At 69.1% G+C, this 26,016-nt stretch carries 27 protein-coding genes and 3 pseudogenes; 15 read left to right on the forward strand and 15 right to left on the reverse strand.

The window, feature by feature from the left end; genetic code table 11:
- The first annotated feature begins 181 nt into the window (after positions 1-181).
- The gene (locus ACWC5O_RS34900; RefSeq protein WP_450590095.1) at positions 182-595 is read left to right on the forward strand and encodes a cytidine deaminase family protein; all 414 of its coding nucleotides are present in this window, start codon (positions 182-184) and stop codon (positions 593-595) included.
- A 468-nt stretch (positions 596-1,063) separates the two neighbouring features.
- Here ACWC5O_RS34900 and ACWC5O_RS34905 read toward each other — a convergent pair whose 3' ends face one another.
- Positions 1,064-2,431, reverse strand: coding sequence for a glycoside hydrolase family 5 protein (locus ACWC5O_RS34905; protein WP_450590205.1), 1,368 nt, complete (start codon positions 2,429-2,431; stop codon positions 1,064-1,066).
- 360 nt (positions 2,432-2,791) lie between these two features.
- Positions 2,792-3,850, reverse strand: coding sequence for a GlxA family transcriptional regulator (locus ACWC5O_RS34910; protein WP_450590206.1), 1,059 nt, complete (start codon positions 3,848-3,850; stop codon positions 2,792-2,794).
- A 139-nt stretch (positions 3,851-3,989) separates the two neighbouring features.
- Here ACWC5O_RS34910 and ACWC5O_RS34915 point away from each other — a divergent pair, with 139 nt between their 5' ends.
- The 4 genes from ACWC5O_RS34915 (at position 3,990) to ACWC5O_RS34930 (ending at position 8,623) form a co-directional block, all read left to right on the forward strand.
- Positions 3,990-4,913: an NADP-dependent oxidoreductase gene (locus ACWC5O_RS34915; protein WP_450590096.1), complete on the forward strand. Its 924-nt coding sequence runs from the start codon at positions 3,990-3,992 to the stop codon at positions 4,911-4,913.
- Positions 4,914-5,208: 295 nt separating this feature from the next.
- Positions 5,209-6,378 (forward strand): hypothetical protein, encoded by a 1,170-nt coding sequence (locus ACWC5O_RS34920; RefSeq protein WP_450590097.1) that lies wholly within the window; start codon positions 5,209-5,211, stop codon positions 6,376-6,378.
- A gap of 303 nt (positions 6,379-6,681) precedes the next feature.
- Positions 6,682-7,299, forward strand: coding sequence for a hypothetical protein (locus tag ACWC5O_RS34925; protein ID WP_450590098.1), 618 nt, complete (start codon positions 6,682-6,684; stop codon positions 7,297-7,299).
- 376 nt (positions 7,300-7,675) lie between these two features.
- A complete protein-coding gene (locus tag ACWC5O_RS34930; RefSeq protein WP_450590099.1) occupies positions 7,676-8,623 on the forward strand; it encodes a hypothetical protein in 948 nt (315 codons plus the stop codon).
- Between the two features lie 621 nt (positions 8,624-9,244).
- Here ACWC5O_RS34930 and ACWC5O_RS34935 read toward each other — a convergent pair.
- Positions 9,245-9,853, reverse strand: coding sequence for a TetR/AcrR family transcriptional regulator (locus ACWC5O_RS34935; protein WP_450590100.1), 609 nt, complete (start codon positions 9,851-9,853; stop codon positions 9,245-9,247).
- A gap of 46 nt (positions 9,854-9,899) precedes the next feature.
- Here ACWC5O_RS34935 and ACWC5O_RS34940 point away from each other — a divergent pair, with 46 nt between their 5' ends.
- On the forward strand, positions 9,900-10,364 hold the full coding sequence (locus ACWC5O_RS34940) for an SRPBCC family protein (RefSeq protein ID WP_450590101.1): 465 nt from the start codon (positions 9,900-9,902) through the stop codon (positions 10,362-10,364).
- Between the two features lie 316 nt (positions 10,365-10,680).
- On the opposite strand, the gene ACWC5O_RS34945 is transcribed toward ACWC5O_RS34940, so the two are convergent.
- The 3 genes from ACWC5O_RS34945 to ACWC5O_RS34955 all read right to left on the reverse strand — a co-directional run bounded on the left by ACWC5O_RS34945 (position 10,681) and on the right by ACWC5O_RS34955 (position 13,068).
- Positions 10,681-11,112 (reverse strand): GNAT family N-acetyltransferase, encoded by a 432-nt coding sequence (locus ACWC5O_RS34945; protein WP_450590102.1) that lies wholly within the window; start codon positions 11,110-11,112, stop codon positions 10,681-10,683.
- Position 11,113: 1 nt separating this feature from the next.
- Positions 11,114-11,611, reverse strand: coding sequence for an aminoacyl-tRNA deacylase (locus ACWC5O_RS34950; RefSeq protein ID WP_450590103.1), 498 nt, complete (start codon positions 11,609-11,611; stop codon positions 11,114-11,116).
- 578 nt (positions 11,612-12,189) lie between these two features.
- Entirely contained in the window at positions 12,190-13,068 is an 879-nt protein-coding gene (locus tag ACWC5O_RS34955) for a GNAT family N-acetyltransferase (RefSeq protein ID WP_450590104.1), read from the reverse strand.
- A 455-nt stretch (positions 13,069-13,523) separates the two neighbouring features.
- On the opposite strand from ACWC5O_RS34955, the pseudogene ACWC5O_RS34960 reads away from it, so the two are divergent.
- A pseudogene (locus ACWC5O_RS34960) lies at positions 13,524-14,635 on the forward strand (ABC transporter substrate-binding protein).
- 188 nt (positions 14,636-14,823) lie between these two features.
- Positions 14,824-15,258, forward strand: a complete 435-nt coding sequence (locus ACWC5O_RS34965) for a VOC family protein (protein ID WP_450590105.1) — start codon at positions 14,824-14,826, stop codon at positions 15,256-15,258.
- A gap of 184 nt (positions 15,259-15,442) precedes the next feature.
- On the opposite strand, the gene ACWC5O_RS34970 is transcribed toward ACWC5O_RS34965, so the two are convergent.
- Positions 15,443-16,285: a hypothetical protein gene (locus ACWC5O_RS34970; RefSeq protein ID WP_450590106.1), complete on the reverse strand. Its 843-nt coding sequence runs from the start codon at positions 16,283-16,285 to the stop codon at positions 15,443-15,445.
- Positions 16,286-16,871: 586 nt separating this feature from the next.
- Here ACWC5O_RS34970 and ACWC5O_RS34975 point away from each other — a divergent pair.
- Complete coding sequence (locus tag ACWC5O_RS34975; protein ID WP_450590107.1) at positions 16,872-17,090, forward strand: hypothetical protein; 219 nt, start codon at positions 16,872-16,874, stop codon at positions 17,088-17,090.
- On the opposite strand, the pseudogene ACWC5O_RS34980 reads toward ACWC5O_RS34975, so the two are convergent.
- A pseudogene (locus ACWC5O_RS34980) lies at positions 17,021-17,160 on the reverse strand (transposase); the annotation flags it as partial. The gene ACWC5O_RS34975 and the pseudogene ACWC5O_RS34980 sit on opposite strands and share 70 nt — an antisense overlap.
- Before the next feature lie 126 nt (positions 17,161-17,286).
- Here ACWC5O_RS34980 and ACWC5O_RS34985 point away from each other — a divergent pair.
- The 5 genes from ACWC5O_RS34985 to ACWC5O_RS35005 all read left to right on the forward strand — a co-directional run bounded on the left by ACWC5O_RS34985 (position 17,287) and on the right by ACWC5O_RS35005 (position 20,817).
- On the forward strand, positions 17,287-17,682 hold the full coding sequence (locus tag ACWC5O_RS34985; RefSeq protein ID WP_450781148.1) for a hypothetical protein: 396 nt from the start codon (positions 17,287-17,289) through the stop codon (positions 17,680-17,682).
- A 241-nt stretch (positions 17,683-17,923) separates the two neighbouring features.
- Positions 17,924-18,580 (forward strand): TOPRIM nucleotidyl transferase/hydrolase domain-containing protein, encoded by a 657-nt coding sequence (locus tag ACWC5O_RS34990; RefSeq protein WP_450590108.1) that lies wholly within the window; start codon positions 17,924-17,926, stop codon positions 18,578-18,580.
- A gap of 102 nt (positions 18,581-18,682) precedes the next feature.
- Positions 18,683-19,189, forward strand: coding sequence for a hypothetical protein (locus ACWC5O_RS34995; RefSeq protein ID WP_450590109.1), 507 nt, complete (start codon positions 18,683-18,685; stop codon positions 19,187-19,189).
- 241 nt (positions 19,190-19,430) lie between these two features.
- The gene (locus tag ACWC5O_RS35000) at positions 19,431-19,784 is read left to right on the forward strand and encodes a hypothetical protein (RefSeq protein ID WP_450590110.1); all 354 of its coding nucleotides are present in this window, start codon (positions 19,431-19,433) and stop codon (positions 19,782-19,784) included.
- Between the two features lie 664 nt (positions 19,785-20,448).
- Complete coding sequence (locus ACWC5O_RS35005) at positions 20,449-20,817, forward strand: hypothetical protein (protein ID WP_450590111.1); 369 nt, start codon at positions 20,449-20,451, stop codon at positions 20,815-20,817.
- Here ACWC5O_RS35005 and ACWC5O_RS35010 read toward each other — a convergent pair.
- From ACWC5O_RS35010 to ACWC5O_RS35040, 7 genes and pseudogenes are all read right to left on the reverse strand, one after another.
- Positions 20,751-21,385, reverse strand: a pseudogene (locus tag ACWC5O_RS35010) (transposase); the annotation flags it as partial. The gene ACWC5O_RS35005 and the pseudogene ACWC5O_RS35010 sit on opposite strands and share 67 nt — an antisense overlap.
- A 38-nt stretch (positions 21,386-21,423) precedes the next feature.
- Entirely contained in the window at positions 21,424-21,537 is a 114-nt protein-coding gene (locus tag ACWC5O_RS35015) for a DUF5133 domain-containing protein (protein ID WP_450590112.1), read from the reverse strand.
- 736 nt (positions 21,538-22,273) lie between these two features.
- On the reverse strand, positions 22,274-22,486 hold the full coding sequence (locus tag ACWC5O_RS35020) for a hypothetical protein (RefSeq protein WP_450590113.1): 213 nt from the start codon (positions 22,484-22,486) through the stop codon (positions 22,274-22,276).
- A 300-nt stretch (positions 22,487-22,786) separates the two neighbouring features.
- Positions 22,787-23,146 carry a Ppx/GppA phosphatase family protein gene (locus tag ACWC5O_RS35025; RefSeq protein WP_450590114.1) on the reverse strand — a complete coding sequence of 120 codons (360 nt, stop codon included), beginning with the start codon at positions 23,144-23,146 and terminating at the stop codon, positions 22,787-22,789.
- On the reverse strand, positions 23,143-24,183 hold the full coding sequence (locus tag ACWC5O_RS35030; protein WP_450590115.1) for an iron-containing redox enzyme family protein: 1,041 nt from the start codon (positions 24,181-24,183) through the stop codon (positions 23,143-23,145). Before ACWC5O_RS35030 ends, ACWC5O_RS35025 begins: the two co-directional genes overlap by 4 nt.
- Positions 24,180-24,419 carry a CDGSH iron-sulfur domain-containing protein gene (locus ACWC5O_RS35035; RefSeq protein ID WP_450590116.1) on the reverse strand — a complete coding sequence of 80 codons (240 nt, stop codon included), beginning with the start codon at positions 24,417-24,419 and terminating at the stop codon, positions 24,180-24,182. Before ACWC5O_RS35035 ends, ACWC5O_RS35030 begins: the two co-directional genes overlap by 4 nt.
- Positions 24,403-25,080, reverse strand: coding sequence for a HemK2/MTQ2 family protein methyltransferase (locus tag ACWC5O_RS35040; RefSeq protein ID WP_450590207.1), 678 nt, complete (start codon positions 25,078-25,080; stop codon positions 24,403-24,405). The genes ACWC5O_RS35035 and ACWC5O_RS35040 overlap by 17 nt, the downstream gene beginning before the upstream one ends.
- 453 nt (positions 25,081-25,533) lie before the next feature.
- Here ACWC5O_RS35040 and ACWC5O_RS35045 point away from each other — a divergent pair, with 453 nt between their 5' ends.
- Positions 25,534-26,010 carry an SRPBCC family protein gene (locus ACWC5O_RS35045; protein ID WP_450590117.1) on the forward strand — a complete coding sequence of 159 codons (477 nt, stop codon included), beginning with the start codon at positions 25,534-25,536 and terminating at the stop codon, positions 26,008-26,010.
- The last annotated feature ends 6 nt before the right edge of the window (positions 26,011-26,016 follow it).

Below are 26,016 nucleotides of genomic sequence, written 5' to 3' on the forward strand. Positions count from 1 at the left end.
GCTGTCGAAACTCGTGAACATTCCGTCCCGGCCTCGGGAGCCTCATGCCTCCCATACCAGTGTCGAAGTGCTGTCCGTTCTCATGAACGAAGCCACCAACCAGTGCCGCATCAGAGATATGCGCTTGCGCACCATCGTCACGCGGGTCAATGTCGCCTGACACCTGATGAAGGCAGAGAAGATGACCACGCAGCCCGACCACGTCGATCACGAACTCATCCAGGCCGCGGCCCACGTCGCTCGCACCCGCTGCCGGGGCGACAACCACACCATGGCAGCGGCAGCCCGTGCCCAGGACGGCCGGATCATCACCGCGGTGAACGCCTACCACTTCACGGGAGGCCCCTGCGCAGAGCTGGTCCTCATCGGCGCGGCGGCCGCCCAGGGCGCCTACGAGCTGGACACAATCGTGGCCGTTGGCGACCGGGATCGGGGAGTTGTTCCCCCGTGCGGCCGGTGCCGCCAGGTCCTTCTTGATTACTTCCCCGCCCTCAAGGTCATCGTCGGCGAGGGCGACCGCATCCGCACCGTCCCCATCACCGACTTGCTGCCCGAAAGCTACGTCTGGGCCGACCACCAGCTCGACGCCGAGTAAGCCGCGCCACTCAACTGGGCTGACACCGCCAGCCGTCACGCTGAGATCGCCGGCGAAGGGGCGGTCGAGGACGAAGACCAGGAGCAGGCTGCAAGGCAACAGACCTTCACCTCGTCGCCCACGTCCGCGCAGGAGCCCGCTTCGAACGTGGCCAGTCCGTCGAACGCCCCGAGGCGGTCGCGGCATGAGCATCCTCGAGGCCCAGGCCATCAGCACCAGGCGGCTGGACCTACCTGCTGCCGCTGCATGTAGAGCACGCCGTGGAGATGGCCGTGGTGCTGTCCGGTCCGGCCCTGCGCACCTGCAGCGGCGGCACCCCGGACACCCCGCAAGCCCTGCGCGCGCTTCCAGCGCATGACCGCGGGCTCTCCCGATCCGGCCGTCTCCTGGCTGAACTGGGTGATCCGGCCACGGCCCCGTCGCCGAGGTGGTGGGGGCCCTGTGGCAGGGCGCCGGCAGGCTGTTCCCTCAGCCGTGTTCGACGGTGATCGTCACTTCGCTGCCTGGGGAGGCCAGGATCCATGCCTTGCCAGTGGTCCTGCGCAGCACCTCCGCATCGCCGTCCGTGGTGACGCGCCACGGGCCCGGAGGCAGGGACAGTTCTGTCAGCCGGGAGCCGTGGCGTGTCGCGGTGTAGGCCAGCCGGTATACGGCATCGGCGGGGCTGTAGGAGGCGGAGCGGATCGTGCCTGCCACTGTCTCCGCGTACGGTTCGGCGGTCAGCTCCTTGTTGGTGCGGAAGGCGCCGGATTCGTCGACGGCGCAGTACCCGCCGCCGTAGCACCAGACATAGCCCGCCCAGCCGGAGCCGTAGCGGCCGAGCGAGTCCATCGCGTCGTGGTAGAAGCGCTTCATGTTCGGCAGGGAACTGTTGAGTGGACCCCATTCCCCGACCACGATCGGGACCTTGTACAGCTTGGGGTACTCGGTGACTGCCCGCTCGTAGGCCTCGATCCAGCCGGCGCCGGGATCGTAGTCGGCGCCCGCTTCCATGGCCGCGTTGTAGAAGTGCGGCGCGTACGCCACCTTGGGATCGTCGATGCGTCCGAGGCCGGTCGGTACGCCCTCGCCCACGATCGGGGTGGGTTCGACGAAGATCCAGGAGTCCTTGTCGACCGAACGGACCGATTCGGCCAGGCGGTTGTACATGGGGGTGAGCTGATCGTGCTCGATCCGGCGGGCGGCCGTCGGTAGGTCTTCCCCCTGGTGCCGCTCGCCCATGGGTTCGTTGACGAGGTCGTAGCCGAGGAGGGCCGGGTGGTGGGCGAAGCGTTCCGCGAGGACCCGCCACGCCCGGGCCTGGGCGCGTTGGAGGTCCTGGTCCTGGTAGAGGTGGGTGAAGGCGCGCTGGACGGCGGGCTCGAAGTACTCGGCGAACCAGTCGTCCGGGTGGGCGGTGAAGGGAAGGCCGTCGGTTCTGGTCGCCCACTCGGGGATGCCACGGTGGCCGAAAGCGGGTCCGAAGACGTCCTGGTGTGCGTCGATCACGACCTTCATGTCATGGCGGGCGGCCCAGTCCAGGATGCGTTCGATCTTCCGCAGGTAACTCAGGCTGTAGTGGCCGCGCCGCGGTTCCAGGTCGTCCCAGAAGACCAGCAGCCGGGCGAAGTTGAAGCCCTTGGCCCGCATGTCACGGAAGTGGTTCTCGGTGATGGCCGACAGGGCTCTTTCACCCCGGTTCGTCTTGTCCTCGACGTTCCAGCCGCGCAGGGTGAGGACACGGCCGTGCCGGTCGGTGAGTGCGGGTGTGCCGTCCGTGGCCTGCCGGGGGTGGGCGCTCGTGGGGGCGAGCAGTGCGGCGACAACTGCGCCCGCTGTCAGGGTCGTTCGCAGCACCACGGGAGACCTCCGGGCCGTCGGGTTCGAGGTGCCGCGCATCCCATCAGGAGCCGTGGCCTGTCTTCAAGGGTCGTACAAGCCGTTTCCTGCCTCCGTATTCCCTGCGGGAGGGAGACTTCGTAACGCGGACGGTGGGACAGGCGTGACGGGTGGACGGCAGCGCCTGGTCGGCCGAGCCCCGTGACGGCCGGGGGTGCGGTCGCCACTGGACCGCAGATGCTTTCCGTTCCCGCGTCAGCCGGGCGCCGGCACTGCGGACAGCCGCTGGAGGCTGCCTGCGACGCCTCCTTTGCCAGGATCGGGCAGCTGTGCCCACGGCGTGGGCAATGGGGTGTGCGCCGGCTGGTGTCTGAACGATCACTGCATGCCAGAGACGCCTTCAAGTACGGGTGCCGGAGCAGGGTCGTTGGCATTGAAGGTGCGGCGGTAGGTGGCGGGTGAGACCCCGAACGCCGTTCTCATGTGCGCACGCAGGGAGTTGGCGGTGCCGAAGCCGGCCCGGTGTGCGACCAGGTCGATCGGCAGGTCGGTGGTTTCCAGCAGTTGTTTGGCGAGTTCGAGGCGTTGTGCGGTGAGCCATTGCACCGGGGTCATGCCGACCTCGTCGCGGAATCGGCGGGTGAAGGTGCGCAGGCTCATCCGGGCGTGTTCGGCGAGCTGGGTGAGGGTCAGCGGTTCGTCGAGGTGTTCGAGGGCCCAGGCGCGGGTGGCGGTGGTGCTGGCGGTGGTGGGTTCGGGGACGGGGCGGTCGATGTACTGGGCTTGCCCCCCGTCTCGCCACGGAGGTACGACGCACATGCGGGCGGCCCGGTTGGCGGCGGCTGCGCCGTGGTCGCGGCGGATCATGTGCAGGCACAGGTCGACGCCGGCGGCGACGCCGGCGGAGGTGAGCACGTCGCCGTCGTCGACGAAGAGGACGTCCTCGTCGACCTTGACGTTGGGGTAGGCGCGGCGGAACTCGGGAGCCAGGTTCCAGTGGGTGGTGGCCGGCCGGCCGTCCAGCAGTCCGGCTGCGGCGAGTACGTAGGACCCGGTGCAGATGGACACGAGTCGGGTGCCGGGGCGGATGCGGGCGATGGCGGCGGTGACGTCGGGGGGCAGAGGGCCGCCATGGCCCAGTTCGGGCATGGCGTGGGTGGGCGGGAGGATCACGGTGTCCGCGGCGGCCAGGGCCTCGGGTCCGGCGGCGGGCTGCACGGTGAAGCCGGCGTCGCTGAGCACGGGGGTGCCGTCGGCGGTGCAGACGGTGACGTCGTAGAGCGGGTGGCCCTCGGCGTCCTCCACGCTGCCGAAGACACGGGAGGGGATGCCGAGCTCGAAGGGCGGGACGCCGGGCAGGGCGAGAACGGCGATCCGGTGCCGCCGGGGCGCCTCCTTCGTCCGGCTCCGCTCGCCCTCCATGATCGGCCCCTGCATCTCACTCATGGCCAGATCCTGTCACATAGTGGCCAAACGGCCAACACTGTGGTGGGTCGACGTGCCGGATCGTGGACTGCGTCGCGCCGGGGACCTCCCGGCGACGAGCCGATCGAGACGAAAGAGCGAGGCGGGCAGCATGCGTGCGGTGGTCGTGGAGCAGTGGGGCGGACCCGAGAACCTGGTCGAGCGCGAGGTCGAGCGCCCCGAGCCGGGACTGGGTGAGGTCCTGGTGCGGGTGCACGCGGCAGGGGTGAACCCGGTGGACTGGAAGACCCGTGCCAGCGGGGCACTGATCGAGTGGGGTGCCGTGCCGGTGGTGGGCTGGGATGTGTCCGGCACGGTCGAGGCCGTCGGGCCCGGCGTGGGGGTGTTCCAGGTCGGTGACGAGGTCTTCGGGATGCCGCTGTTCCCGCGCCAGGCGGGCGGCTACGCCGAGTACGTGGTGGCGCCGGCCCGGCATCTCGCCCCGAAGCCGGCGGGCCTGTCGCACGTGGAGGCGGCGGCGCTGCCGCTTGCCGCGCTGACTGCCTGGCAGGCCCTGGTGGACGTGGCCCACGTGCGTCCCGGTGAGCGGGTGCTGGTGCACGCGGCGGCCGGCGGGGTGGGCCACTTCGCGGTGCAGATCGCCAAGGCCCGCGGCGCGTACGTGATCGGCACGGCCAGCGCCGGCAAGCACGACCTGGTGCGAGAACTGGGCGCGGATGAGGTGGTCGACTACCGGTCGGTGCGGTTCGAGGACGTCGTGAGCGACGTCGACGTGGTGCTGGACGGGCTCGGCGGCGAGACGGCCGAGCGCTCCCTGAAGGTGCTCAGGGCCGGCGGCCGGCTGATCACCCTGCCCGGCCCGGACGACCTGCCCGCCGTCCAGGACGGGGTGCGGGCGGTGTGGGTCCTGGTCGAACCGGACCACCTGGGCCTGCGCGAGATCGCCGCTCTGGTGGAGCGGGGTGCGCTGAGGCCGGTGGTCGAGACGGTCCTGCCGCTGGGGGAGGCCGCGAAGGCGCACGAGATCGGCGAGCAGGGCCGCACTACCGGCAAGATCGTCCTGACGGTCGCCTGATCCGATCCGATCCGATCCCGCAGCCGACGGGCGGCCGCGTGGAGGACGCACCGGCGTGAGCAGATCCGGGGCGCGTGATGCCTTCCACGCCGTCGTCGGCTGACCCCGACCCGTCCCACGGGGTGTCGTGGGGGCGCGGCACACACGCGGCTGCGCTCCCACGACACCCCGCCTCCACATCCGCGACGCCGCCTCTCACGGTCGTTTGTGACAACGGATGACTGGGCATCGCATCGGCCGCGCTCTACCCTCGGTGCCCGACCTCGGCCTCTTCCCCCAAGGAGGGCGTACGAAGATGAGACGTGGAACGGACGGCACCGGATTACGGCATTCGGCGGCCGGCCTGGTTGTGCTGATCCTCGCTGTCGCAGCCATGGTGACCGGCAGCGGCCCTGCGCAGGCGGCCCCGGCCGGCCGGGCCTCGGCCGCGACGGCGGACCTGTCGCGATGGATGGGCGACATGCACGGATATCTCGACAACCAGCCGCTGAACCGGATCGCGATGCCCGGCAGCCACGACTCCGGCAGCTGGAGCATCCCGGCCGACCCCGCCCTGTGCACCAGCGGCTGGTCCTACAACGTCGCCAAGCTCGATTCGCGGCTGGCCGCCAGCATCTCGCGGGCCCAGAGCGGCAGCCTCACCGACCAGCTCAACCAGGGCGCCCGCTATCTCGACCTGCGGCTGTGCTTCGAGGGCGGGCAGTGGAGGACCTTCCACGGTGCTCCGATGGGAGGACTGTTCTTCGACGATGCCTCGGGTGAGGCGGCCTCCCTCAAGCGCTGGATCGACGAGCACCCCTCGGAGGTCGTCGTCATCAGTGTGTCGGCTGCTGTTCCGGCGGGCGCCGACGCCTCGGAGCCGGTGACCAGATTGCGGGACCTGTTCGGCTCCCGCGTCGCCCTGCGGACCGAGCTGTCCCCGGCCTCCACCTACGGTGACTTCGTGAAGGCCAGGAAGAACGTCGTGCTCGTCGACTCCTCGGCGGCGGTCGACCAGCCCTGGGCCTGGCACGCGGACAGCGTCTCCGACCGTGGCAGCTACCCGGCAGGAGACCCGTCCTGGTGGGAGATCCTCAAGGCCTTCTTCAACGGAAGTCCGCCGCAGCAGATCTACGACCAGACGCTGTCCCTCAACCAGGCGGCCCTCGCCCGCGACCCCGGGACGGACGCCGGCCGGTTCTTCGTGCTGTCGAGCATCGTCCAGCCGGATCTGCAGATACCCCAGCTGTTCCTGATCCGGTTGCTCTCGCCCTTCTTTCCGGCGTCCGTCCGGGACAACTACCTCATGTACCTCGCCAATGGTCTGAACCTCCAGCTGGTCACCAAGCTGAGGACGGACTGGCGGGCGCCTGAACTGGCCCGCAACATGAACATCGTGGCGATCGACGACCTGGGCCACCGGCCGCAGGGCGACCTCCAGCGCGCCGTCATCGACATCAACACGCTTCCTGACCGGACTGCATGAAACCGCGCCCTCGCCCGCAATCCGCCGGGACGGACTCGGATCTGCGGGGGACCCGTCCCCGAGTGCCACGAAGACCCGAAGATGCCCTCGTACGGCCCTGACCTCGTCAGTGGCTGCCTGGCCGGAACCGGCGCCGGGGTCGCTTTGACGGCATCACGCGGAAGGCCGAAGACGGGAGCCCGAGTGGCGAGACTGCGGCCGCTTTCGGACAGTAAGAACCATGAACCGTCACCGACGCCCGCGCCGTCGGGCCCCGTGGATCGCGGGCGGTGCCGCCGTGCTCATCCTCGGTGGCGTCGGCGTGTGGGCGTTGGTGACGACGGAGCATGGCCCGCCACGCCCGCCGCCGTCGGGCACGACACAGCCCACGCCGACACGTACGCCCACGCCGACACGCACGCCGACACCGACACGTACGCCGACGCCGACATCGACGCCGCCTTCGACGCCCCGGCAGTCGGCACCGTCCAGCAGCCGGCCCAAGCCGACGCCGGGCGCAACGACGGCTGCCCCGTCGCTGCCACCGAAGCCGGAGGCGACACCGAGGCAGCCCTCGGCACCCAGGCCCTCGGTGACGACGGCACCGAAGTACACGCCTGCGTCACCACCGCCGTCGCCGCAGTCTCCCTCACCACCGTCGTCACCTCCGTCACCACCTCCCTCATCATCCTCATCACCTCCGTCACGGCAGACACTGTCGTCGACACGGTGGTACACGAGTCCCGCGGCAACGGCTGCTGCTCAGCGCATGGCCGCCGCCAAAGTGGTCGGCGACCCTGCCTGCTCGCTGTCGGCCGTCGGCCAGCCAGATCCTGCGCTGCTCCCAAGGGGCCTCACCGCGGTGGGCACCGGGCAGGCCGGCAACTACTGGTGCCTGATCTGGTAGCGCCTTGGGCCAATGGCGCGGCTGTGTGGCGGTGAGGTGCTGTGCTCGGGTACGCCATGGATGATCTCCCGCGCCTTGCGGCGCTGACCGTGGCACGCCGTACAAGGGCACGACTTTGTCCGCGAGGCATCTGGTTCTCTGACGGCCGCTCAGCTACTTGCGCAGCCGTCTGCTGCCGAATGGGTGACGATAAATCAGATAATCATTATGTGGATCGGTATCGGTGTAACTCCCTTTTTTTTCAAGGAATTTGATCTGCATTCAACTGGGTGGACGGTGCGTCCGGGTCCCTCGTTCGGCCCCTCGGGGGCACGCTTCCGATATGTGCGACAGGGCGGCCATGGAGATAGTGATTGCGTTCAGTCCCGTGCCGACTGCCCCGGCCGACCCCTCTCAGACGGGAGAAGTTGCATGCGCAAGACCCGGTCCACCGCTGTCACGGCGGCCGCCGTGGCCCTGGCCGCGGGCGGCATCACCTATGCCTCGGCCTCCTCCGGGCCGACAGCCCACGCGCCGACAGCCCACCCGCCGGCCGCTGAGGCGCCGGCCGCCCAGCAATCGGATGCCCCCAGCGAGTCTTTCCGCGGCACTGGCATCGGCACCGGCACTGATGCCGGAGCCGGTGGCAGCACTGGTGCCGGTGCCGGCGGCAGCACTGGTGCCGGAGCCGGTGGCAGCACGGATACCGGCGCCGGTGGCAGCACCGATGCCGGCGCAGACGACAGCACGGATACCGGCGCCGGCGGCAGCACCGATGCCGGCGCAGACGACAGTACTGATACCGGCGCCGGCGGCAGCACTGGTACTGGCAATATTCCTGGTCCCGGCGGTGGCCCCGGTGGCGGCACAGGCACTGGTGCCGGCACCGGCACCGGCACCGTTCCTCGCACCACCATCGTTCCTGGCACCGGCACCCTTTCCGGTACCGGCACCCTTTCCGGCACCGGTGCCGGAAAGGGCAACGAAGGTGTCGTCGGCGTCGGGGGGATTTCCGGCAATGTGGGTAACGCGGGCCACAACAACGGGGGCCAGAGGGACCACGAGGAGAAGGAGGGCCGGATCCAGATCAACGAACGGACGTACAGCAGCCACCCGGGCGACTGCATCACCGTGTATCTCATGAACGATACGTCGACCATGAACATCCGCAACGACAGCCACCGAACCGTCGACGTGTTCAACGGACCCGTCTGCGACGACGGTCGTCCCGTCGAAGTGGTAGGGCCCCATCACGACGCCTTCGACGTGCCGTCCAACTTCTCCTGCATCTCCCCCACCACCATGCCCGACGTCCACGACTGCAGGTTGGCCAGCTTCTGGGTGGTCGACGAGGATCGTCATGATCGGGACAAGTGGTGAGCTGACGGAGGAGACCGAACAGGCCCGGTGCGCCCCGTCCGCTGCGGAGGGGATCCCGTTCGCCGGTGACCGGCCACCAGTGAGCCGGATCGCGACGCCTTCACGCCGCCACTGCCAGGTCATGTGGCCAGCCCGCCCTGGCTGCCGGAGCTCGTCCGCGCACCGGCGCAGCTACAGCCGTACGACTCTGCGGTCCGTGTCCGCCACGGGCACCTGCTGCGCCGGCCAGGCGTCAGCGGAAGACCGGCTCGAGACCGATGGCCAGCTTGGCCAGGCTGTCGTTGGAGTAGGTGGCAGGTGCCCCGGGCGCGGTCAGCCGGCAGCAGGCCACGTACGCCCAGCAGTGCCCGCTGGGGCCTTTGGTCGAAGATGGGCACGTGCATCTGGGCCAGACGGTGCGTGACTCCAGGCAGGGAGGCGTTCTTGAGTAGCCCCACGACGGCCGTGGACTCCTCGACCAGTCGCTGGGGCCCTCCAGCTGCCCAGCTGCCCAGCTGTTCGGCAGGGGCGGCACAGGCCTGCAGGAGAACGGTCAGGGCAGGGCCGACACGCTCTCCGATCAGGGCGAGGGCGCGGGCTCGGATTCTCCGGCGCACCTGCCCGTCCCGATCGGCGGTTCCGTCACTCCGAGCCGTAGTACAGCCGCAGGAACTCCTCCATCGCCGCGTCGACACCGGCGCGGTCACCGGTGGCGAGCAGGTCGAGCAACAGACCGCGGACGGTGGCAAGCCCCAGCCTGGCGCGGTTGCGGGCCGTGGCAGGATCCGCCCCTGCGGTCACCTCGGCGGCCGCCAGCGGCTCCAGCCAGTCCGTCACGAGCCCTTCGAGGACCGGGACGGCCTCGGGGCGGCCCCGCAGCGCTTGGCCGCAGATCTCGAAGAAGAGTCGCTCCTGACCGGCCAGTCCGGGGTCTGTCAGCTGCTGCCACAGTCGCCGTGCGACATCGGCGGGTGAGAGGCCGGGTTCCACTCGGAGTCGGGACAGCAGATCGCGCTGGCGCCGCTCCGACGTTCTGACGATCTCGACGAACAGCTGTTCCTTGGATCCGAAGTAATGGATCAGCATGCGGTGACTGACGCCGATAGCGGCGCCCAGGCGGCGCAGGCTCAGGTCCGCGATGCCGTGTGCTGCGACGTGGTCGACGGCCGCGTCCACCAGCCGAGAGCGCCGGTCCCCGTCCGTACCGTGCGCGGTCTCGTCCTCGGGACGCGAGTCATCCGGGTTCGCCATGTCGCGAGTGTACCAATCGGTACATGGGGCATGTACCGTGTGGTACATGCAGTCTGTCACCGTGTCCGTCGACGTACCGCAGACGCCCGAACAGGTCTACGACTTCCTCGATGTCATGGCTCACCACGAGCGATTCACCAGCCACTACCTGACCCACTGGCGCTACAGCGGCCCCAGCAGCGGCGTCGGATCGTGCGCCACGGTCACCGCCGCGCTGGCCGGCACGAAGACCGACGTCATCATCGAGGTCGTCGAGGCGGAGGTACCGCTGCGTATCGTCGAACGCAACGTCAGCGCGGCCGGTCGGCGCCTGGCGCACGGCACCTACACCATCGAACCGCTGCGAGCAGGTGGGAGCCGCGTCTCGTTCACGTACGCCTGGGTGCGCGCCCCTCTCGCCGACCGCCTCCTGGCACCCCTCGTCCGGGCCACGATGCGGCGCGCCAACCGCACGGTCATGCGACGGCTGGCCGTCGAGCTGGCCTGCCACGTCTCCAATATGGGCTCCTGACAGCGGTGCAGCCCGAAGGATTCCACCCGACTCAGGACCCGAGCGCCGCGGCGGAGCAGCCCATGCACCCCGACGCGGACTCCCCGAGCCGGAGCGTCGCTCACAACCGGGTTCACGCGCCTGGTCCTTGGCGCGGCAGGGTAGGTGTCCAGAGAGACCCCGGCGGACGCTGCGCGCGATCACGCGGGCCAGTGCGGTGAGGTCATCGAGCATTGTGCCGGTGTCGGGTGGGATCGCAGGTGGCTGTGAGCCAGGACTTCCTGGATCCGCGTGCTGTCACCCCGTGCCGTGCGCGGTCGTTCTCACCGTCTTCCCATCACGCAGTGGACCACTTGAGATGGACGGCGGTCTCGTGGAACCCCAGGCCGCGATAGAAGTCGGCCGCCCTGCGGGTCGGCACGGTCACCTCGACGTCCCTTGCCTCCCGGGCCCTTGCCTGCGCGGCCCGGATCAGCGCGGAACCCGTACCGCGGCCACGCGTGGGCGCATCCACGGTGAGTTCCAGCAGTTCGAGGATCGTTCCGCCGGCGAAAAGGGTGGGCATGCGCAGCGCGAGCAGGTACCCGACCACGCTCGAGTCCTGCTCGGCTACGAGGAACTCGGCTCTGCCGTCGGCGGCGGCCTCGATGATCCGGGGGAACGTGACGTCGTCGAAGACCGCTCGGTCGGGCGCGTAGCTTGTCACGAAGCCGCTGAGCAGACGGTAGATGTCATCGGAGTCCGAGTGTGTGGCGTCGCGGATGGTCATGTCATGCCGGTTCGTCCGCCGGGAGGTCGGCGATCGGTGCCGTCCTGGCTGCCGGAACGGCGGCCAGGAGCTCCGCCGCTTCGATCTCGATGCTGCTGTCGGGCCGGCCGCTGCCGCAATGCACACGTCCCAGGCCGCTGACGGACTCGTCGAACACCACCACCGCAGCCCGGTCTGCGGACACCGGGCACACCCCGCCCGGCTGCATTCCTGCCCGCGCCAGCCGCCCGGCGTCGGCGGGGGACAGGTCACCTCGGCGGATCCCGGCTGCGCGGGCGAGCGCGCTGTACCGCAGCCGTGCATGGCCGGGCAGCGCGGCCAGCAGCAGGCGGTCCTCGGAGGTGACGAACGCCAACGTCTTGACGGTCCGCTCCAGTGGAACGCCCAACGCCGTGCACACCTCCACGGGGCTGACCACGTCAGGGTGCTCCCGCAGCCGGAAGGACACGCCCAGCGCCGAGAGGACCTCCGGCGGACCAATGGGGGTGGGAGCGTTCACCGCGCCGAGATTACCGTGCACGGACGAGAGTTGGTCCCCCTTTGTGGAGCAGAATTCGGCACCACGTGCTCCGCGCTCGCTACCGAGCAGTCCGCCCTCAAGGACATCCCGGCCGCCTTCAAGAACAAGCGCGCGGGCAAGGGCGGTCGTCCACCGTGAGAAGATCCGCGCCCGCGGCATCGTGCCGGCCATTGCGCGCCGTAGTACGCCGGGCAGGCGTGGCATCGTGCCTGCTTCGCATACTGAGTGACATGGTCACCTATGACTTGATCGGCGCAACGTACACCCGGACACGAAGGCCTGATGCGCGGATCGTCACGCAGGTCCACGCGGCACTCGGTGACGTCACCGACCTGATCAACGGCGGGGCGGGCACCGGCTCTTACGAACCGCCGCAGACGGCCCTCGCGGTCGAACCCAGCCAGGTCATGATTGCCCATCGCCCGTCGGGATCCGCGCCTGCGGTGCAGGCGGTCGCAGAGCACCTCCCACTGCGTGACAACGCAGCCGACGCCGCCCCGGCGTCTCATGCTGTGAGCGGCGGCAGGCGCGTTTTGTGTCGGTCGTCGGTCGTGTTCCTAACTGGCTTCCAACGCATTGTCGGAGAGGGCGTACCCGGTGAAGTAGGCGACCGGGACGTATCCGATGCGCTGGTAGAGGGCGTTGCTGGTGGGGTTGGCCGGATTCGTGAACAGGACGACGTCCGTCGCGCCTGCGGCCAGCGCGGCCCGGGTCACCTCGACCGTCACGGCGCCTGCGTAGCCGCGGCCCCGGAGGTGGGTCGGGGTGTAGACGGGGTCCACCCGGATCATGCCGCCGACCATCGAAGTCGAGCCTGCCATGGAGACGGGAATGCCGTCCGGGGTCTCCCAGAACGTGAAGTGTTTGTCGGCGAAGCGTGAGTCGGCCCAGGAGTCGGTGTCCAGGGTGGGGACTTCTCCGACGTCGGCGGCGAACTCGTTGCACCAGCGGATGAGTTGCTCCTGGTCCTGTACGTCCAGGACGCGACCCCTGCCGTCAGGGCGCGGCTCGGGTGGGGTGAGCGTGCCGAGCCGGTAGAGACGGCCCCGCCAGTCGCGTACCGGGGATGTGCCTGTGCGCCGTCGCCATGCCTCGGCGAAAGCGGTGGCGGTGTCATGGTCCGCGGTCACGCCGGAGAAGGAGTGGCCGAGGCCGGCCAGGTGGGCGGCGAGGGTGTCGGCCTGCTCGGGGGTGAGGGGAGTGAGGGTCAGGCGGCGGGTGGGAAGGCGGTAGAAGACGGCGCGGACCTCGCCCCCTGACTCCAGTCGGCCGAAGACGGTGGCTTCGGCGCCGTATGCGTCCGCCCCGCGCCTTCGCAGTCTCTCGATCACCGTCAGCGGCGTGTTGTGCAGGGCGGGGCGCGAACGCAGGAAGTCTCCGGCCCGGGCGAGAAAGTCTTCGATGTCTTCGGTGAGGTGCCAGTCATCCGGGAGCATGCTTCATGATTTCTGATGTGCTCGACTCGGGGAAGCGCTTTCCGAGAGGCGGGCCTTCGCCACGACTGCTCCAGCGTCTGTCAGTCACGGTGAGTGCCCAGTTCAAGTGGGCTGCGGAGCGCTGGGGCAGCCGCTCGTAGCGGCGTGCGTTGCGGCCGGGCGTTCACGCCCGTGACACCGACAGCACGTCCGCATGCTGTTCAGAAGGAGTTTGGAAGGCATCGGCGGATTTCCGGCCGCGCGCCCGGCGAGCTTCAACAATCGAGGTCTCTTGAAGCCTGGCAGCTCAGCGAACAAATAATCGGTTGCCTGGTGGCGATGGCGGTGGATGCAATGTCCGGCATGGTCACCCAGGTGCGCCCGCCACAGCGAGATGAGATGCACGACCACCGCAAGGCCTTGCCACTCTGCGATCCGGGCAACCTGCAACCGAATCGCTCGGGAGACGCCCACGCATGAGCGCGCCACCGTCGCCACCTGGAGCGGAGCGGACTGACGGATCATCCGTCCAGATCGGCGCTCTCGTTCCCCTGACTCGGCCTGGCTGGGTCGAGGCAGGCCAACGCTTGCTCGCTGGACTCGAGCTGGCCGTTCGCGAAGTCAATGACGCCGGCGGGATCGTCGGAAGACCACTCGAACTGGTGGTCCGAGACACCGCGGCTGATCCACAGAGGGCCGCGGCGGCCGTAGATGAATTGGCTCGTCTGGGCGTGGCCGCCTTGGCGGGGGAGTATCACAGCGTCGTCGCTCGCGCCGCTGCCGCCAGGGCCGACGCCCTTGGCCTGCCGTTCCTCTGCTCGTCAGCGGTTCTCGACGCCCTCACCGAACAGCCGACGGAATGGGTCGCGCGCCTCGCCCCGGCCCAGTCCCACGGCTGGCGATCTACGCCGACTTCCTCCTCGGCGCGGGCCACAGTCGAATCGCCGTGGCAGCCGAGTCGAGTGTCTACTGGGCATCTGGGGCCCGCATTCTGCGGGACTACCTCGCTCCACGCGGCGGCACCGTCATCGAACTCGACATGAGCGCGCTCGCCCCCACGGCCGTGTGCGACGAACTCGTCGACAATCGCGCGACAGCCCTCCTTCTTCTGGTCGCCCACCCGGAGCCGGCAGTGTCGATCGTCAAGGCTGTCCGCCGCGACAAGCGCCTCGCCGAGATGATGATCGGCGCTCCGGCCGGGCAACCGGAGTTCGCCGAATGGGCGACGTTGCTGGGCGACGACAGCGCCGCGATCCCGTTCTTGCGCTACCGGCCCGAAAGCCTCAGCCCACTCGGTGCACGAGTCGAGACGGCCCTCCGCGAACGGCTGGCCGAAGCACCCTCCTTCGTCGCCTTCGAGGGGTACGACACGGTCGCAGTCCTCGCCGATGTGCTGCGTTCTCACGGCGCGGACCGGGCGAGCACCGCCGAATCCTGGCCGCGCGTTGCGATCTAAGGCACCCGCGGGCAGATCCGGTTCTCCCGCACGCCGGGCATCAGCGTGTGGCAATGGGCTTGGACGCCAGTCCAAGTCGTTGACCGAGACCTGGCAGAACCCGATCGCTTTCGGATCCTTCACACCAGCTGAGACCTCCCTACTGGAGATGGACCGACCCAAGAGCCGCCTGATCTGGTTCCGCAACCCCAACGTCGTCCGTCTCCTCCGGGGCCTGGCGACCGCAGGACACAGCAGCGGCTCGGAAGGGTCATCCCCTCCTCAACATCCCGATTGCGAACGGGAATTGGGCAACAGGGTCCCCCTGTTATGGTGGGCCGATGGCATCGATCAAGCAGTTCCAGGTCACCTTCGACTGCGCAGAACCTGAGCGCGTCGCTCGTTTTTGGTGCGAGGTGTTGGGGTACGTCGTACCGTCGCCACCGGAGGGGTTTGCCACTTGGGACGATTTCGATCGCTCGCTGCCGCCTGAGGATCAGGGTTCATGGTTCGCCTGCAGCGATCCCTCAGGTGTGGGCCCGCGACTGTTTTTCCAGCGCGTTCCCGAAGGCAAGGTCGTCAAGAATCGGGTGCATCTTTGCGTGCGGGCCGGCACCGGGCTCGTGGGTGAAGAGCGCCTGGCCACGCTTGAGGCCGAATGCGCACGACTGGTCGCGCTCGGCGCGGTACGCGTGCGACTACTGCCTGCCGACGACGGCAACGAGTCGTGCATCGTGATGCAGGACATCGAGGGCAACGAGTTCTGTCTCGACTGAGCATCCTCCGAGCCGGCGTGGTGGGGAGCCGTCTCCCTTGGGCCTCTCTTCGAGGTGGTCCCGTATGGGGCGGGAGCTCCCCCGTGAGAGCGAGCTCGTGAAGTCGGGCGATGCCGAGCGTGGCCTGGTGGACGCCGTCGTCGGAGCTGCGCTCCCAACGGTGTTGCGGTCTCACAGCGCGAGCTCAGGGGTGTTCGTAGAGTTGGAGGAGGCCGGCGAACGAGAAGCACAGGGCGCCGAAGAGAGTGCCCCAGTTGGCGATGCCGGCGTTGACCAGGCTTCCGGTGGTGGGACGGGTGAAAGCGACGACCGCTGAGACCATGAACAGGACGGAGCCGAGCTGGTTCACGGCGACGATCCACCAGCCGAGGTTCTGTGGGCGGACGCAGGGCCGGCCGTGGCAGATCTCGACGAAGCCCAGGTGCCCGGAGACCAGGAAGAGCAGACAGCCGACCACGTCGGGCGCCCAGATCAGCCGGTTGACCTCTTGGACGCTCAGCCCCCGCAGGAACGAGTCCAGCAGGGAGACGGCGAAGACGAGCGTGCCCGCGAAGAGGACGAATGTGCTCAGCCAGTCCACCCGCATCGGCTCGTAACTCCACCACCGCCAGCGGTGGGTGACCAGTCGGCCTTCGCCGCCGGCGACGTGGCGGGGTGAGTTGATCACCTGAAGCAGCGAGACGTAGCCGCCGGTGTTGAAGAACAAGCCGCCCACGAAGTAGATCGAGGCGCACTCGGTGGCGTCGCCGGAGCCGAACTGGGCAACGGCCGCGCCGGCGGCGAAGAGGGCCCCGCCGACGACGAAGGCGAACGCCGCGATGACATTGAGTCTGCGCAGTCGGCCGATGGCAACGGCATCCGCACGGGTGGGCCGACCGCCCGCCGCACCGGGCGGACGGACGGCGAGCGTCCCACGCCGACGAGCGACCCGTGAGTCCCACACCGCGGTGCCGCCACCGGGAGGGTGCCAAGTGAGCCTGGTGGTGAACGGTCCCGCGCCCTCGACGCGCTGCTCCGGCTGCCCCACGGGCCGAGCTTAGACCTCGGACGGGGCTGGAAGGCGTGGGAAACGCCGTCCCGCTGAGCCGCCGTGAAGCCCTGGTTGACCGCCGCGCGGACGGCGGCGCGGGCGGTCGGGTCGGGCTCGAGGTTGGCCGCCGCGGTCAGGGCGCGTTCCCGTGGGTGTTCGTAGAAGTAGCACACCCAGAACTCGGTCATCGAGTCCAGCGCCCCGAAGTAGTCCCCGTCAGAGTCCAGCTTCTCGATCTCGGGTTCGACCGGCGGACCGGATGCATATCCTCGCCAGCTCGGCGAGACAGACGTACATGTCTGCTCTGTCCACGAAGTACTGGAACAGACTTCCCTTCGAGACGCCGGCCTAGCGGCAGATGGTGTTCAGGCTGCCGCCGCTGAAGCCGCGCTCGGCGAATGCGGCCTCGACGGCGGCCAGCACGGGGCGTCGCGGCGTGCGGCCGGTAGCCGGTCCCATGTCCCCGTCGGCACCACCGACCTCCTCGTGATCTTCCGTTTTCCGATGTTGACGGCAAGCGGATCCCATCCTGCCGTGCGACCACTGGTCATATGACCACTGGTCGCACGGAAGGGCGAATCATGTGCGGCCGCAGGACGACACGACGTTCGAGGTGTCGCTGTCGTCCGGCGAGACGCTCTTCTACGACGCGGTGCTCGTCGCGAACGGGCATCACTGGGATCCGCGCATGCCCGAGCCGATGTTCCCGGGCGCAGACGGATTTGTCGCCCTCTCCAGGGACGCGACGGACGAGTACGGCCACTCGGGGATGAACCGCGAGGCTGTCTTCGCACGGCCGTAGACGTGGCAGAACGACCTCTCCGGCGAGCACGTGCGTCCGACCGCAGCCAGGGCGAGACGTCCACTGCCAGAGCACGCGATCAGACGAAGGCCGGCCGTCCGTCTCGGTGCATTCCCAGCCCCAGGCGAGAGAATCCGTTCGAGACCTGTTCGAGGCCGTGGCACCATGTGCGACATGACAACGTACCGAAGGGGCCATGCCGCGTAGACGGCCGCGACACATCCGGGCTGGTTTCCCGCGCCGCCGGACGCAAGAGGCAAGGCGGGTCATCGACGGCCTGTCTCCGCGCGCACTGTCCGAGATCGACCGTCTCGAGCGCAGCCGCAACTACCTGCAGCCAGGAGACGTCGGCGCGGCCGTGCGCTTGTGGAAGGACTACGTCCACCGTCCCGAGAAGGAGCTGTGGCGCGACTACGAGTGGAGCAACGTGCACTGGTATTGCTGTGGTGACCCTCTCGAAGCCCGCGCTCTCCTCGACACCGTGGTTCAGGCCCTGTCGCCTCGAAGCGCCCGCCAACTCAGACAGGTCATCAGCCGGTCCGACGCCGTATGGAGCCGACCGTCACCTCCGTACTTCGTGGACGAAGGTTGAAGGACAAGCGCACTGCTTGCTCCCGACTCTGCCTGTGAGTACGTCAGAACGGAGGAGTGCCGTCGCCGGAGATGTCGATGTGCGGGTGCACCCCCCCGGACCAGATCACCCGAACCTGAGCCGAACCTGCCCGTCCAGCCAAAGCCGCGCCTCCTCCGACTTCATGAGTCATCGCCCCCGGAAAACGTGCGTGCGTACGGGATCTCGGCCGTGCCAGGATGGCGTCGGGAAGCGAGGTCTCGTGGACGAGTTGAGGCGATTCCGCCTGGCGCTGGCCGCGTGGGCGGCCGGGGGAGCCGAGGCGGGTGCGGCTGCCACGGCGGCGCGCGAAATGGCCGGCGGCGGTGTGCGGACGATCGTGCTCGTCGAGGGGAACAGCGATCAGGTCGCGCTCGAAGCGCTGGCCACGCGCAACGGCCGCGACCTCGATGCAGAGGGCGTCGCGATAGTTTCTCTCGGCGGTGCGACGAACATCGGGCGTTTCCTGGACGTGTGCGGTCCTTCGGGGCTCGGCCTCCCGCTGGCCGGTCTCTACGACATCGGTGAGGAGCGGCATTTCCGGCGCCATCTTGAGCGGGTCGGGCTCGGGTCCGGTCTCACGGGTGCCGAACTGGAGATACTCGGGTTCCATGTGTGCGTCACCGACCTTGAGGACGAGCTCATCCGCGCTGTCGGGGCCGAGGGCGTGCAGCAGGTGATCGAGGCCCAGGGCGAGATGCGCCCCTTCCGTACTTTCCAGAGCCAACCGGCACAGCGGGAACGGCCAGTGGAACACCAACTGCGGCGCTTCATGGGCACGCACAGCGGCCGCAAGGCGCTCTACGCGCGGGCGCTGGTCGAGCACCTGCGCCTCGACCGCGTTCCCCGACCGCTGGAGCGCCTCCTCACGCACATCTGAAAGAGCGTTTCGATCCGGTGTGGGTGCTTCAGAGGTCGACAGTGGAGTGCCGTGTGTTGCTGCTTCGAACTGGGGCGGGGGCAGCTCTGACAAGATGATGCGATGTTCGATTTCGGCATCGCGGGTTACCAACCTCTTTGGCTGTCCGGCCGTGGTGACATAGTGCGTGAGCACGGGGACCGGCTGCGTGGTCTTGTCGGCCGGACCCTTACGAGGGTCTGGATGGTCTGGGACCTGCAGGATGACGAGTGGTTCACCGACTGCCCGGTGCTGTTCGACTTCGAGGGCGAGCAGGTCGAGATCAACCATTGCAAGCTTGACGAGCTCTCCCTCACGTGGAACACGATTGACCCCACCTGTCCCGTCCGCTGGCCCGACTTCGACCTGCAGTGGCGTCCCGAGCCTCTCTCGGAACTGCGGGCGCTGCGGGGGCTGGCTCTCAAGGGTGCCGAACTGCTCGAGTGGACCGGTAAGGATGTCGCACAAGGGAACGTCGACGTCGGCTTCGCCTTCGAGACGGGCCGGGTGGCCGTCTTCAACGCCCTCGATGAGAACGGGATGAGCTTCGACGCTGCCCGTCCGAGCGAGTGCTCCCATGTGTTCCTCTGACTCACTCGGCGCTCAAGTGTCGCGGCAGTTCCGTGTGGATGCGCGGGTAAGTCTGCGGCTCACGGGGTCGATCCACGCGATGTGGATGACGGCTTCGGAGCGACGGGGGTGGGTCCTGCCGGGAAAGTCGCTCCTCGAGGGCGGGTTTGGAATGTGGATATTCCTGTGGATTGGCGTGCGGCGGAGCAGGGCTTAGCCCCTCCGGCGCGCTGCGCCGCACTTCGGGTGGAAGGATCAAGGGGTGTCCGTTATCAGCAAGCTGCAGATCAAGCCCGGTAAGAGTGTTGTGGTACTGGGCAAGCCCGACGATGTCCACCTGGAGATCGATGCCGCGGGTGACGCGGCTTCGGCCGATGCGGTGCTCGCCTTCGTGACCAACTCCGGTGATCTTCTCGGAGCTGATGCACGGGCGGTGCTTGCCGCCGCGCAGCGCGATGCCCTCGCCTGGGTGGCCTACCCGAAGGGCGGAAGACTCGGAACAGATCTGAACCGCGACACCCTGGCCGCCGCACTTTCCGAGCGGGGCGTGCGGCCCGTACGGCAGATTGCCATCGACGACACCTGGTCGGCGCTCCGGTTCCGACCCGGCGACTGACCTTGGCAGCGCTTCACAACACGGTGGCTGCGATGCGGGCACAGCGACTGCCGAATCAAGGTGATCTGCCGCCGGCACAGGTACTCGCGGATCTCTCAGGAGGAGTGAGCACGGTAAGCACGCGATCGAGCGACATGCGCGGAGGGCCGGCAGCAGCATCGAGCCCCGTCTCCTCTGCTGACACGCGCTCTCACCCTGGAGTCCCGGCGAGCCCGGCAGCTTCTTGCCGCAGGTGAGTGGCGCCTGTCCTGAGGGCAATCCGGTCGAGCTGTGCCAGCCCGCCTGACCGCGTCTTCAGGCAGGCGGTCACGTGCTGACGGAGCGCCTTCGGCGGCCTTGACATCCGCCGCGCTCCAGCCCGGTGGATCAGCGGCGGTCTCGTGCAGCCGGCTTCAAAGGTTTCAGCGCTCGAAGGCACAACACCGCTCCGTTCCTCGGGGACGCAGGCGCGAGTACCGGTGTGCCGGAGGTCGCCGCGGCGCCAAGGTTCCACCCTCGACACCAGTACCGGCTCCGGCCCGGCCGCCGAGGCGACGACGTTCCCGACCGCCGGTGTCTGCGACGCCACGGGCTGAGCCGACTGCATTACAGCGCGCTGCCCGGACGGCTGACCTGGCGTCCTGGCTGCGCCGCGTTGTCAGTGCCCCCTGCGACTGTGGGGGACATGACGCCCACCACCGTGGAAGCCGCCCCCGACGTGCTGGTCGCGGCGCTGCGCCTGCCCGTGTGGAACACCCTTGCCGAGCGGGCCGACGGTATCCGCCGCTCCCTGCCCGCGCGCCCCGAGACGGCTGCGGAACGCCTTGCCTGGCTGCAATCGCTGAGCCCTGAGCAGGCGCGCCGCGCCGCCCTCCTTGACCGCCTGGAAGCTCTGTGCGGGCACCTGGCCGGCCGCCCGGCTCTCGGCTACGCCGCCGACGATCCGATGCCGGACGCGGCCCTCCAAGAGGCCGAGGGCTTCAACCGTCAGCTCACGGCCCTCATCGCCGCGTACCGGGCCGCTCGTCGGGTTCCGGTCAGCGCAGCCGGATAGTCTGACCACCGCCTCACGGCGTTCACGAACGCTGCCCACAGCGTGGAGGCCGAGCCAGGACGGCTGGACCGCGCGTCCAGGACGTGCCGCATCTGGGACCGCACTGCGTCTGTGTCGAGCTGTTCGAAAACCGTCCGCAGCAGCGTGGCCACCCACGGCTGGGCCGATTTCGGGATCTGGCTCGCCGATCGCATCGACCAGGCCGGCGTGGGCGTTCGGAGACGACAGGCTGGACGCCGGACAGGCCGCGGGCGATCAGCGAGCGCAGGAAGGCCAGCCGGTCGGCGCCGTCCTCGGCCGTGGGGACGTCCAGACCAAGGATCTGGCGATGGCCGTCGGCGTTGACACCGACCGTGATCATGGCATGAACGTTGCAGGCGGTCGCGACCACCGAGACGAGGGCCTGCTCGGCCCGACGGCGCCGTTCGAGGAGCCAGTGCGAGAAGTAGCTGCCGGTCCGGAGCTTGGGGACGGCGAGTTCGACGGTTCCGGCCCGGGTGTCCCACTCGCGTGGGCGGTAGCCGTTGCAGGGGTTGACTCGCTCGTCGCTGACCTGGCCGTATGCGGCGTGCTGACTTCGGATGACACCTCGGCGGACCGCCGTCGTCAGCGCGGGAAGGGTTGCTGCTGCGGCATGGCATCGGTCAGCTGGCGAGGCGCCGCATAGAGAGCCGTGTCCAGCTGCCGGGAGCCTGTGAGCACGCACCGTGTGTACGTCACGTTCTCAAGCTGCCGGACCGTCTACGCGCTGCTGCGGGAGTGATGTCCACTGGTTCCGGACCCGGCGGCGCTCCGGCCCGGTCAGGTCCGTCAAGTGTCCCTCACCAGTGGGGCAGGCTTGCCCGGCGCCGCCCAGCAGTCCGGCCCACCGCCCTGGCGCGGCCAAACCTCCGGACCACCGCCGTGCCACTCGATGAGGTCCGATTCGGCCACGTCCAACTCATCCCCGCGCACCAGCCCGGCGTGTCGCAGGAACAGTGTCAACTCGTGCAACGAATACGCGGTACCCAGGAACTGGTCATCGACGCACACGCGGCGGCCCCCGGACTCACAGGGCGCCTCCACGATCGCGGATCGCTCGACCATGAGCTCAGCTTCTCCCAGTCAAAGTCCGACCGCACTCCGGGGCGTGATCTCAGGCAGGCGGGTTTGATCAAGGGTCGCCCAGCCAAAGGGATGATCACCTGAGCGGCGTTCACGCTGATGCTCCGCCGTATCACCAAACCCATCCCCGCTCTGACCTGCGACCATGCAGATGAGCGCGGCCATCCATCCCTCCGGCCGTCACCGGTGGCGAGCAGGCGATACGCAGGCCCGCGCCCGTCGAAACGCCGTCGGCGACGCGGGGCGGAGGATCACGAGCGCGGGCATGAGCGTTCTCGGCGCGGTGTGGGGAACCCACCAGGATCAGTGCCGACCGCCCCGGACGGGTCGGTGGTGTGCTTCGCTGCGGCGTTCAGACGCGCGGCCGTCCGGGGAGGTCATGGTCGGCAAGCCAGTCGGACACCGCATCGCGCTCGCGTCGCTCCGCGCGGGCTGCGGAGGCGGCCTGTTCGGCATTGCGTCGCGCATGGTCAGCGCCTACGTTCGAGGCGATGGCGCGCAAGCCGCGGGCGGCCTGCTCGCCGATGACGCTCAGCAGGTTCCCGAGGGGTGCGATGGGCAGCATGGGCGTTCCTTCCGGCCCGTCGTTCCGGTGGCCCGGCAGGGTGCCGGCCAGCAGGACGACGCGGGCTACTGCAGGGGCACCGTGTGAGCACAAAGCACTGTGCCCAGCGGCTTGGGACAGCCTCGCTCGTCCGCGGCTACCGCTGGGTGTCGGCGAGTTCGCGGCCGCGGTAGATGCCTTCCCGCTCCTTAACAACGTACGGGTCCGCTCCTCAACAACGCGCCGGGCCATGCTGGCACACCGCTGCGCCTCAGGCTCGGAGGCCCGCCCAGTCACACGCCTACCTGGAGTCCCAGAACGTCACCCCGGTGATCTTCTGTCCGTCCTCGGACCAGTAGAAGCAACTACGTCGTCGAGAACGCACGCCGCCTGTACACGGTCCCCGGCGAAGCTGTTTCCGTCGAGCCGCTCGTCCGTATCGGCCTGTGCTTCGATGCCCGGATCCCGTAGGCAGGATGCCTTCGCGCCGGGTCTACAGTCCGGTCTTCCGCGGTGGGCCGCCGAGCCGAAGAACGTCTTGGTCAGCCGGTGGGCGCCCAATGGCAGGGAGGCCGCGAACTCTGGTTTCCGGCCACGGCGGCCGAGGGCCACTTCGAGAGAGCCGCCCTCGATGTCGGGCCGGACCGTGTTCGGGCCCGCGACTACCACGCTCGCTCTCACGTGTCCCGCGCATCCGGAACGGCCGTCGTGATGCGGCCCGTGCGCAGTGCCGTCTTTCCCTCCCGCCAAGCTGCCAGCAGCCGGGCGGCCAGCCGGGCCTCCAGGTGGCCGGTCGCGCGAATACCGAACAGCACGTCGGCGTCCAGCCGAGGTTCGCTCGCCAGCAGGCCCGCGACGACCTCGTGCCGTACGACCTGCTCATGCACCGCGTCCGCCTCGACGTGCTCGGTGTAGAACCGCACCGCCGCCGGGCCGGCGTCCATCCGGCGCAACGCCTCGGCCAGGCGGCGGGAGGCCGGGGACGAGGTCATCTCGACGGCCGCGAAATGCCCGACGAGCGCCCCGCGCAGGGCCCGGTGCAGACCGAACAGGGACATCATGTTGACGGTGGCCAGCGCCTCGGCCGGCGCGGCCTCGATGTAGTGGCCGTACGAGGGGTCCAGACCCAGGTCCGCCATGAGGTCGGCGAACAGCTCCGCGTGGATCTCGTCTGCACGGCCCGCGCCGAACTCGTCGAATTCCACGGCTACCATGGCCGCCTTGGCCCGCCCGCGCAGCCTGGGGATGACCCAGGCGTGCGGATCCGCCTCCTTGAGGTGGTACAGCGAACGCAGCGCCGCGTACTCACGGAAGTGATCGAGGGTGCCGTGGTTGCGGAGGAAGTGCGAGACACTGCCGCTGTCGTCGCCGACCGGTTCCAGCTGGAGCTCGTCCAGCGCCCGCTCGGCGGTGTCGGACGCGTCGATCGGCACGTCCGTCCGCAGCACGCCGAGGAAGCGATCCTCCAACGCGGCGCGCAGGGAGAGGAGTTCGGGGTCCCATTCGCGCTCGTCCGGTACACCCGCGAAGCCCTGGTAGTGGAGTTCGTAGAGGACGTACAGGGCGAGTTGCAGATCGTCGCCGTAGGCATCTGTGGCGAGCGGTGGCAGGCCCCGTTCCGATCCGCGCAGCATGTCGGCGACCGCGGCAGAGATCGGGCCGCGCGGATCGGGCAGCGGCGCCGGCCGCATCTCGCGGCGCGAGAGGACGTCGGTCATGATGTGTCGTCCTCCTCGTCCTTCTTGTCCGCCTCGTCCAGCTTGGTGCGGCAACGATGGCTGGTGTCGCACCAGGGCGGCATCCGGGTACGGCGACAGGTGCAGACGGCCACCGTGAAGCGTCGCGACACCGTCACCTCACCGTCCTCGCCCACCACTTCGACCGGTCCCTCCACCAGGAGAGGGCCCTTGCGCTGGACGCGGATCCGTCGGGGGCGTTCAGGCGTGTGCGGCACGGATCACCACCAGCTCCTCGGTCGTACGATCCGCCACCAGTCCGCGCTCGCGCAGCCAGGCGAGGCGGGAGCGCAGCACGCGGCCGAAGGGCAGCCGGACCCGGTCGACGACCTCCGCGCGCAGGCCGGCCGCCCGCAGACGGGCCAGCGTCTCCTCGACGCCGCTCAGGTGCGAGTGCACCATCAGCAGCGTCCCGGCCGGGCGCAGTACTGTCGGGGCCGCCGAGCAGACGCGGTCGATCAGGAGACGGCCGTCGGTGCCGGCGTCCCAGGCCCTGGCACGGCCCCGGGGCGGAGTGTCGCCCGGCGCGGGCACGTACGGCGGATTGGTGACCACGAGGTCGAAACGACGGCCCTGGACGGCGGACGCCAGGTCACCGTGGCGTACGCGCACCGTCTGCCCGTTCAGCAGGGCGTTGCACCAGGCAGTGGCGAGCGCCCGCCAGGAGATGTCGACCGCGGTGACCTGAGCGCCCATCCGGGCCGCCTCCACCGCGAGCACACCGCTGCCGGTACCGAGATCCAGGACCTCGGTACGGCTGGTGATCCGCTCCCGGCACATGGCCCGGCGGAGCAGTCCAGTGTCGGTCTGCGGGCGGTAGACGCCCGGCGGGATCCAGCAGCGGAACCGGAAAGCGCTGGTCAGGGACTCGACTGTCATCGTGGAGCCTCTCGCCGGCCGGACACCGTGCAGGTAGTCGGGGCCCGGGCCCACGCCGGGGGCGACGTCGGGGTCGACGGCGTGAGGTTCGGGGGACTTCTTGAGCGTGCAGTTGATGACGAGGGCTTTCACGGTTCTGCTCCGAACGCCGTATGCGGGATGTGTCCTGTGCACCGGAGGCGAACCGGCCGTGCCGCACGGGAACCCCTGGACGTCACACGGGTACCCCTGGACAGCGGACGTAACGATGGTGCAGCCGGGGCACGAGGTTCCCGTCAGGCCAGAGGACTCCGCGGCAGAGAGGCGAGCAGATCGGCCGGGTCTCCGTGGACGGCCTCCGCGCCGGCCAGCTCCAAAGGTCTTCGCGCCGCTTTCCCGGGTACTCGGTGTACCGGCACACACGCCGGAGGCCGGCGCTCCTGGTCCCGGCGATGAACTGACAAGGAGGGAGCCATGAGTACGGTCAAGGAAGCCGTCGACGTCGAGGTCCCGCTCCGCGTGGCGTACGGCCAGTGGACGCAGTTCGAGGAGTTCCCCAGCTTCATGGAAGGCGTTGAGGAGGTCAGGCAGCTCGACGACCGGCACAATCACTGGATCACCAGCATCGGCGGGGTGCGGCGTGAGTTCGATACGGAGATCGTCGACCAGCTGGCGGACGACCGGATCACCTGGCGGTCCGTCGCTGGAGACACCCAGCAGCGCGGATCGGTGCGGTTCGAGCGGATCGACGACATGCACACGCGCGTGGAACTCACGATGGACATCGAGCCCACTGGCCTCGCCGAGAAGGGCGCTGACGCGCTGGGCATGATCGACCGGCGGGTGAAGGGCGACCTGCGCCGTTTCAAGGACTACGTCGAGGGCGGTGGCGGCGGCAGCGTTGGCTGGCGCGGCCGCATCCGGCCCGGAGACCCCGGCTCGACCCTGTGACGAGAC

Source organism: Streptomyces sp. NPDC001450 (genome assembly GCF_053597295.1).

Excerpts from the sequence above, each read along its gene's own strand:
- ACWC5O_RS34995 (WP_450590109.1), top strand. The coding sequence starts at position 18,683 with ATGTTCGATTTCGGCATCGCGGGTTACCAACCTCTTTGGCTGTCCGGC.
- ACWC5O_RS35030 (WP_450590115.1), bottom strand. The coding sequence starts at position 24,183 with ATGACCGACGTCCTCTCGCGCCGCGAGATGCGGCCGGCGCCGCTGCCC.
- ACWC5O_RS34985 (WP_450781148.1), top strand. The coding sequence starts at position 17,287 with ATGCCGCGTAGACGGCCGCGACACATCCGGGCTGGTTTCCCGCGCCGC.
- ACWC5O_RS35045 (WP_450590117.1), top strand. The coding sequence starts at position 25,534 with ATGAGTACGGTCAAGGAAGCCGTCGACGTCGAGGTCCCGCTCCGCGTG.
- ACWC5O_RS34935 (WP_450590100.1), bottom strand. The coding sequence starts at position 9,853 with ATGGCGAACCCGGATGACTCGCGTCCCGAGGACGAGACCGCGCACGGT.
- ACWC5O_RS34940 (WP_450590101.1), top strand. The coding sequence starts at position 9,900 with ATGCAGTCTGTCACCGTGTCCGTCGACGTACCGCAGACGCCCGAACAG.
- ACWC5O_RS34965 (WP_450590105.1), top strand. The coding sequence starts at position 14,824 with ATGGCATCGATCAAGCAGTTCCAGGTCACCTTCGACTGCGCAGAACCT.
- ACWC5O_RS34945 (WP_450590102.1), bottom strand. The coding sequence starts at position 11,112 with ATGACCATCCGCGACGCCACACACTCGGACTCCGATGACATCTACCGT.
- ACWC5O_RS35020 (WP_450590113.1), bottom strand. The coding sequence starts at position 22,486 with ATGCTGCCCATCGCACCCCTCGGGAACCTGCTGAGCGTCATCGGCGAG.
- ACWC5O_RS34930 (WP_450590099.1), top strand. The coding sequence starts at position 7,676 with ATGCGCAAGACCCGGTCCACCGCTGTCACGGCGGCCGCCGTGGCCCTG.
- ACWC5O_RS34900 (WP_450590095.1), top strand. The coding sequence starts at position 182 with ATGACCACGCAGCCCGACCACGTCGATCACGAACTCATCCAGGCCGCG.
- ACWC5O_RS35040 (WP_450590207.1), bottom strand. The coding sequence starts at position 25,080 with ATGACAGTCGAGTCCCTGACCAGCGCTTTCCGGTTCCGCTGCTGGATC.
- ACWC5O_RS34915 (WP_450590096.1), top strand. The coding sequence starts at position 3,990 with ATGCGTGCGGTGGTCGTGGAGCAGTGGGGCGGACCCGAGAACCTGGTC.
- ACWC5O_RS34955 (WP_450590104.1), bottom strand. The coding sequence starts at position 13,068 with ATGCTCCCGGATGACTGGCACCTCACCGAAGACATCGAAGACTTTCTC.
- ACWC5O_RS34910 (WP_450590206.1), bottom strand. The coding sequence starts at position 3,850 with ATGCAGGGGCCGATCATGGAGGGCGAGCGGAGCCGGACGAAGGAGGCG.
- ACWC5O_RS35005 (WP_450590111.1), top strand. The coding sequence starts at position 20,449 with ATGACGCCCACCACCGTGGAAGCCGCCCCCGACGTGCTGGTCGCGGCG.
- ACWC5O_RS34920 (WP_450590097.1), top strand. The coding sequence starts at position 5,209 with ATGAGACGTGGAACGGACGGCACCGGATTACGGCATTCGGCGGCCGGC.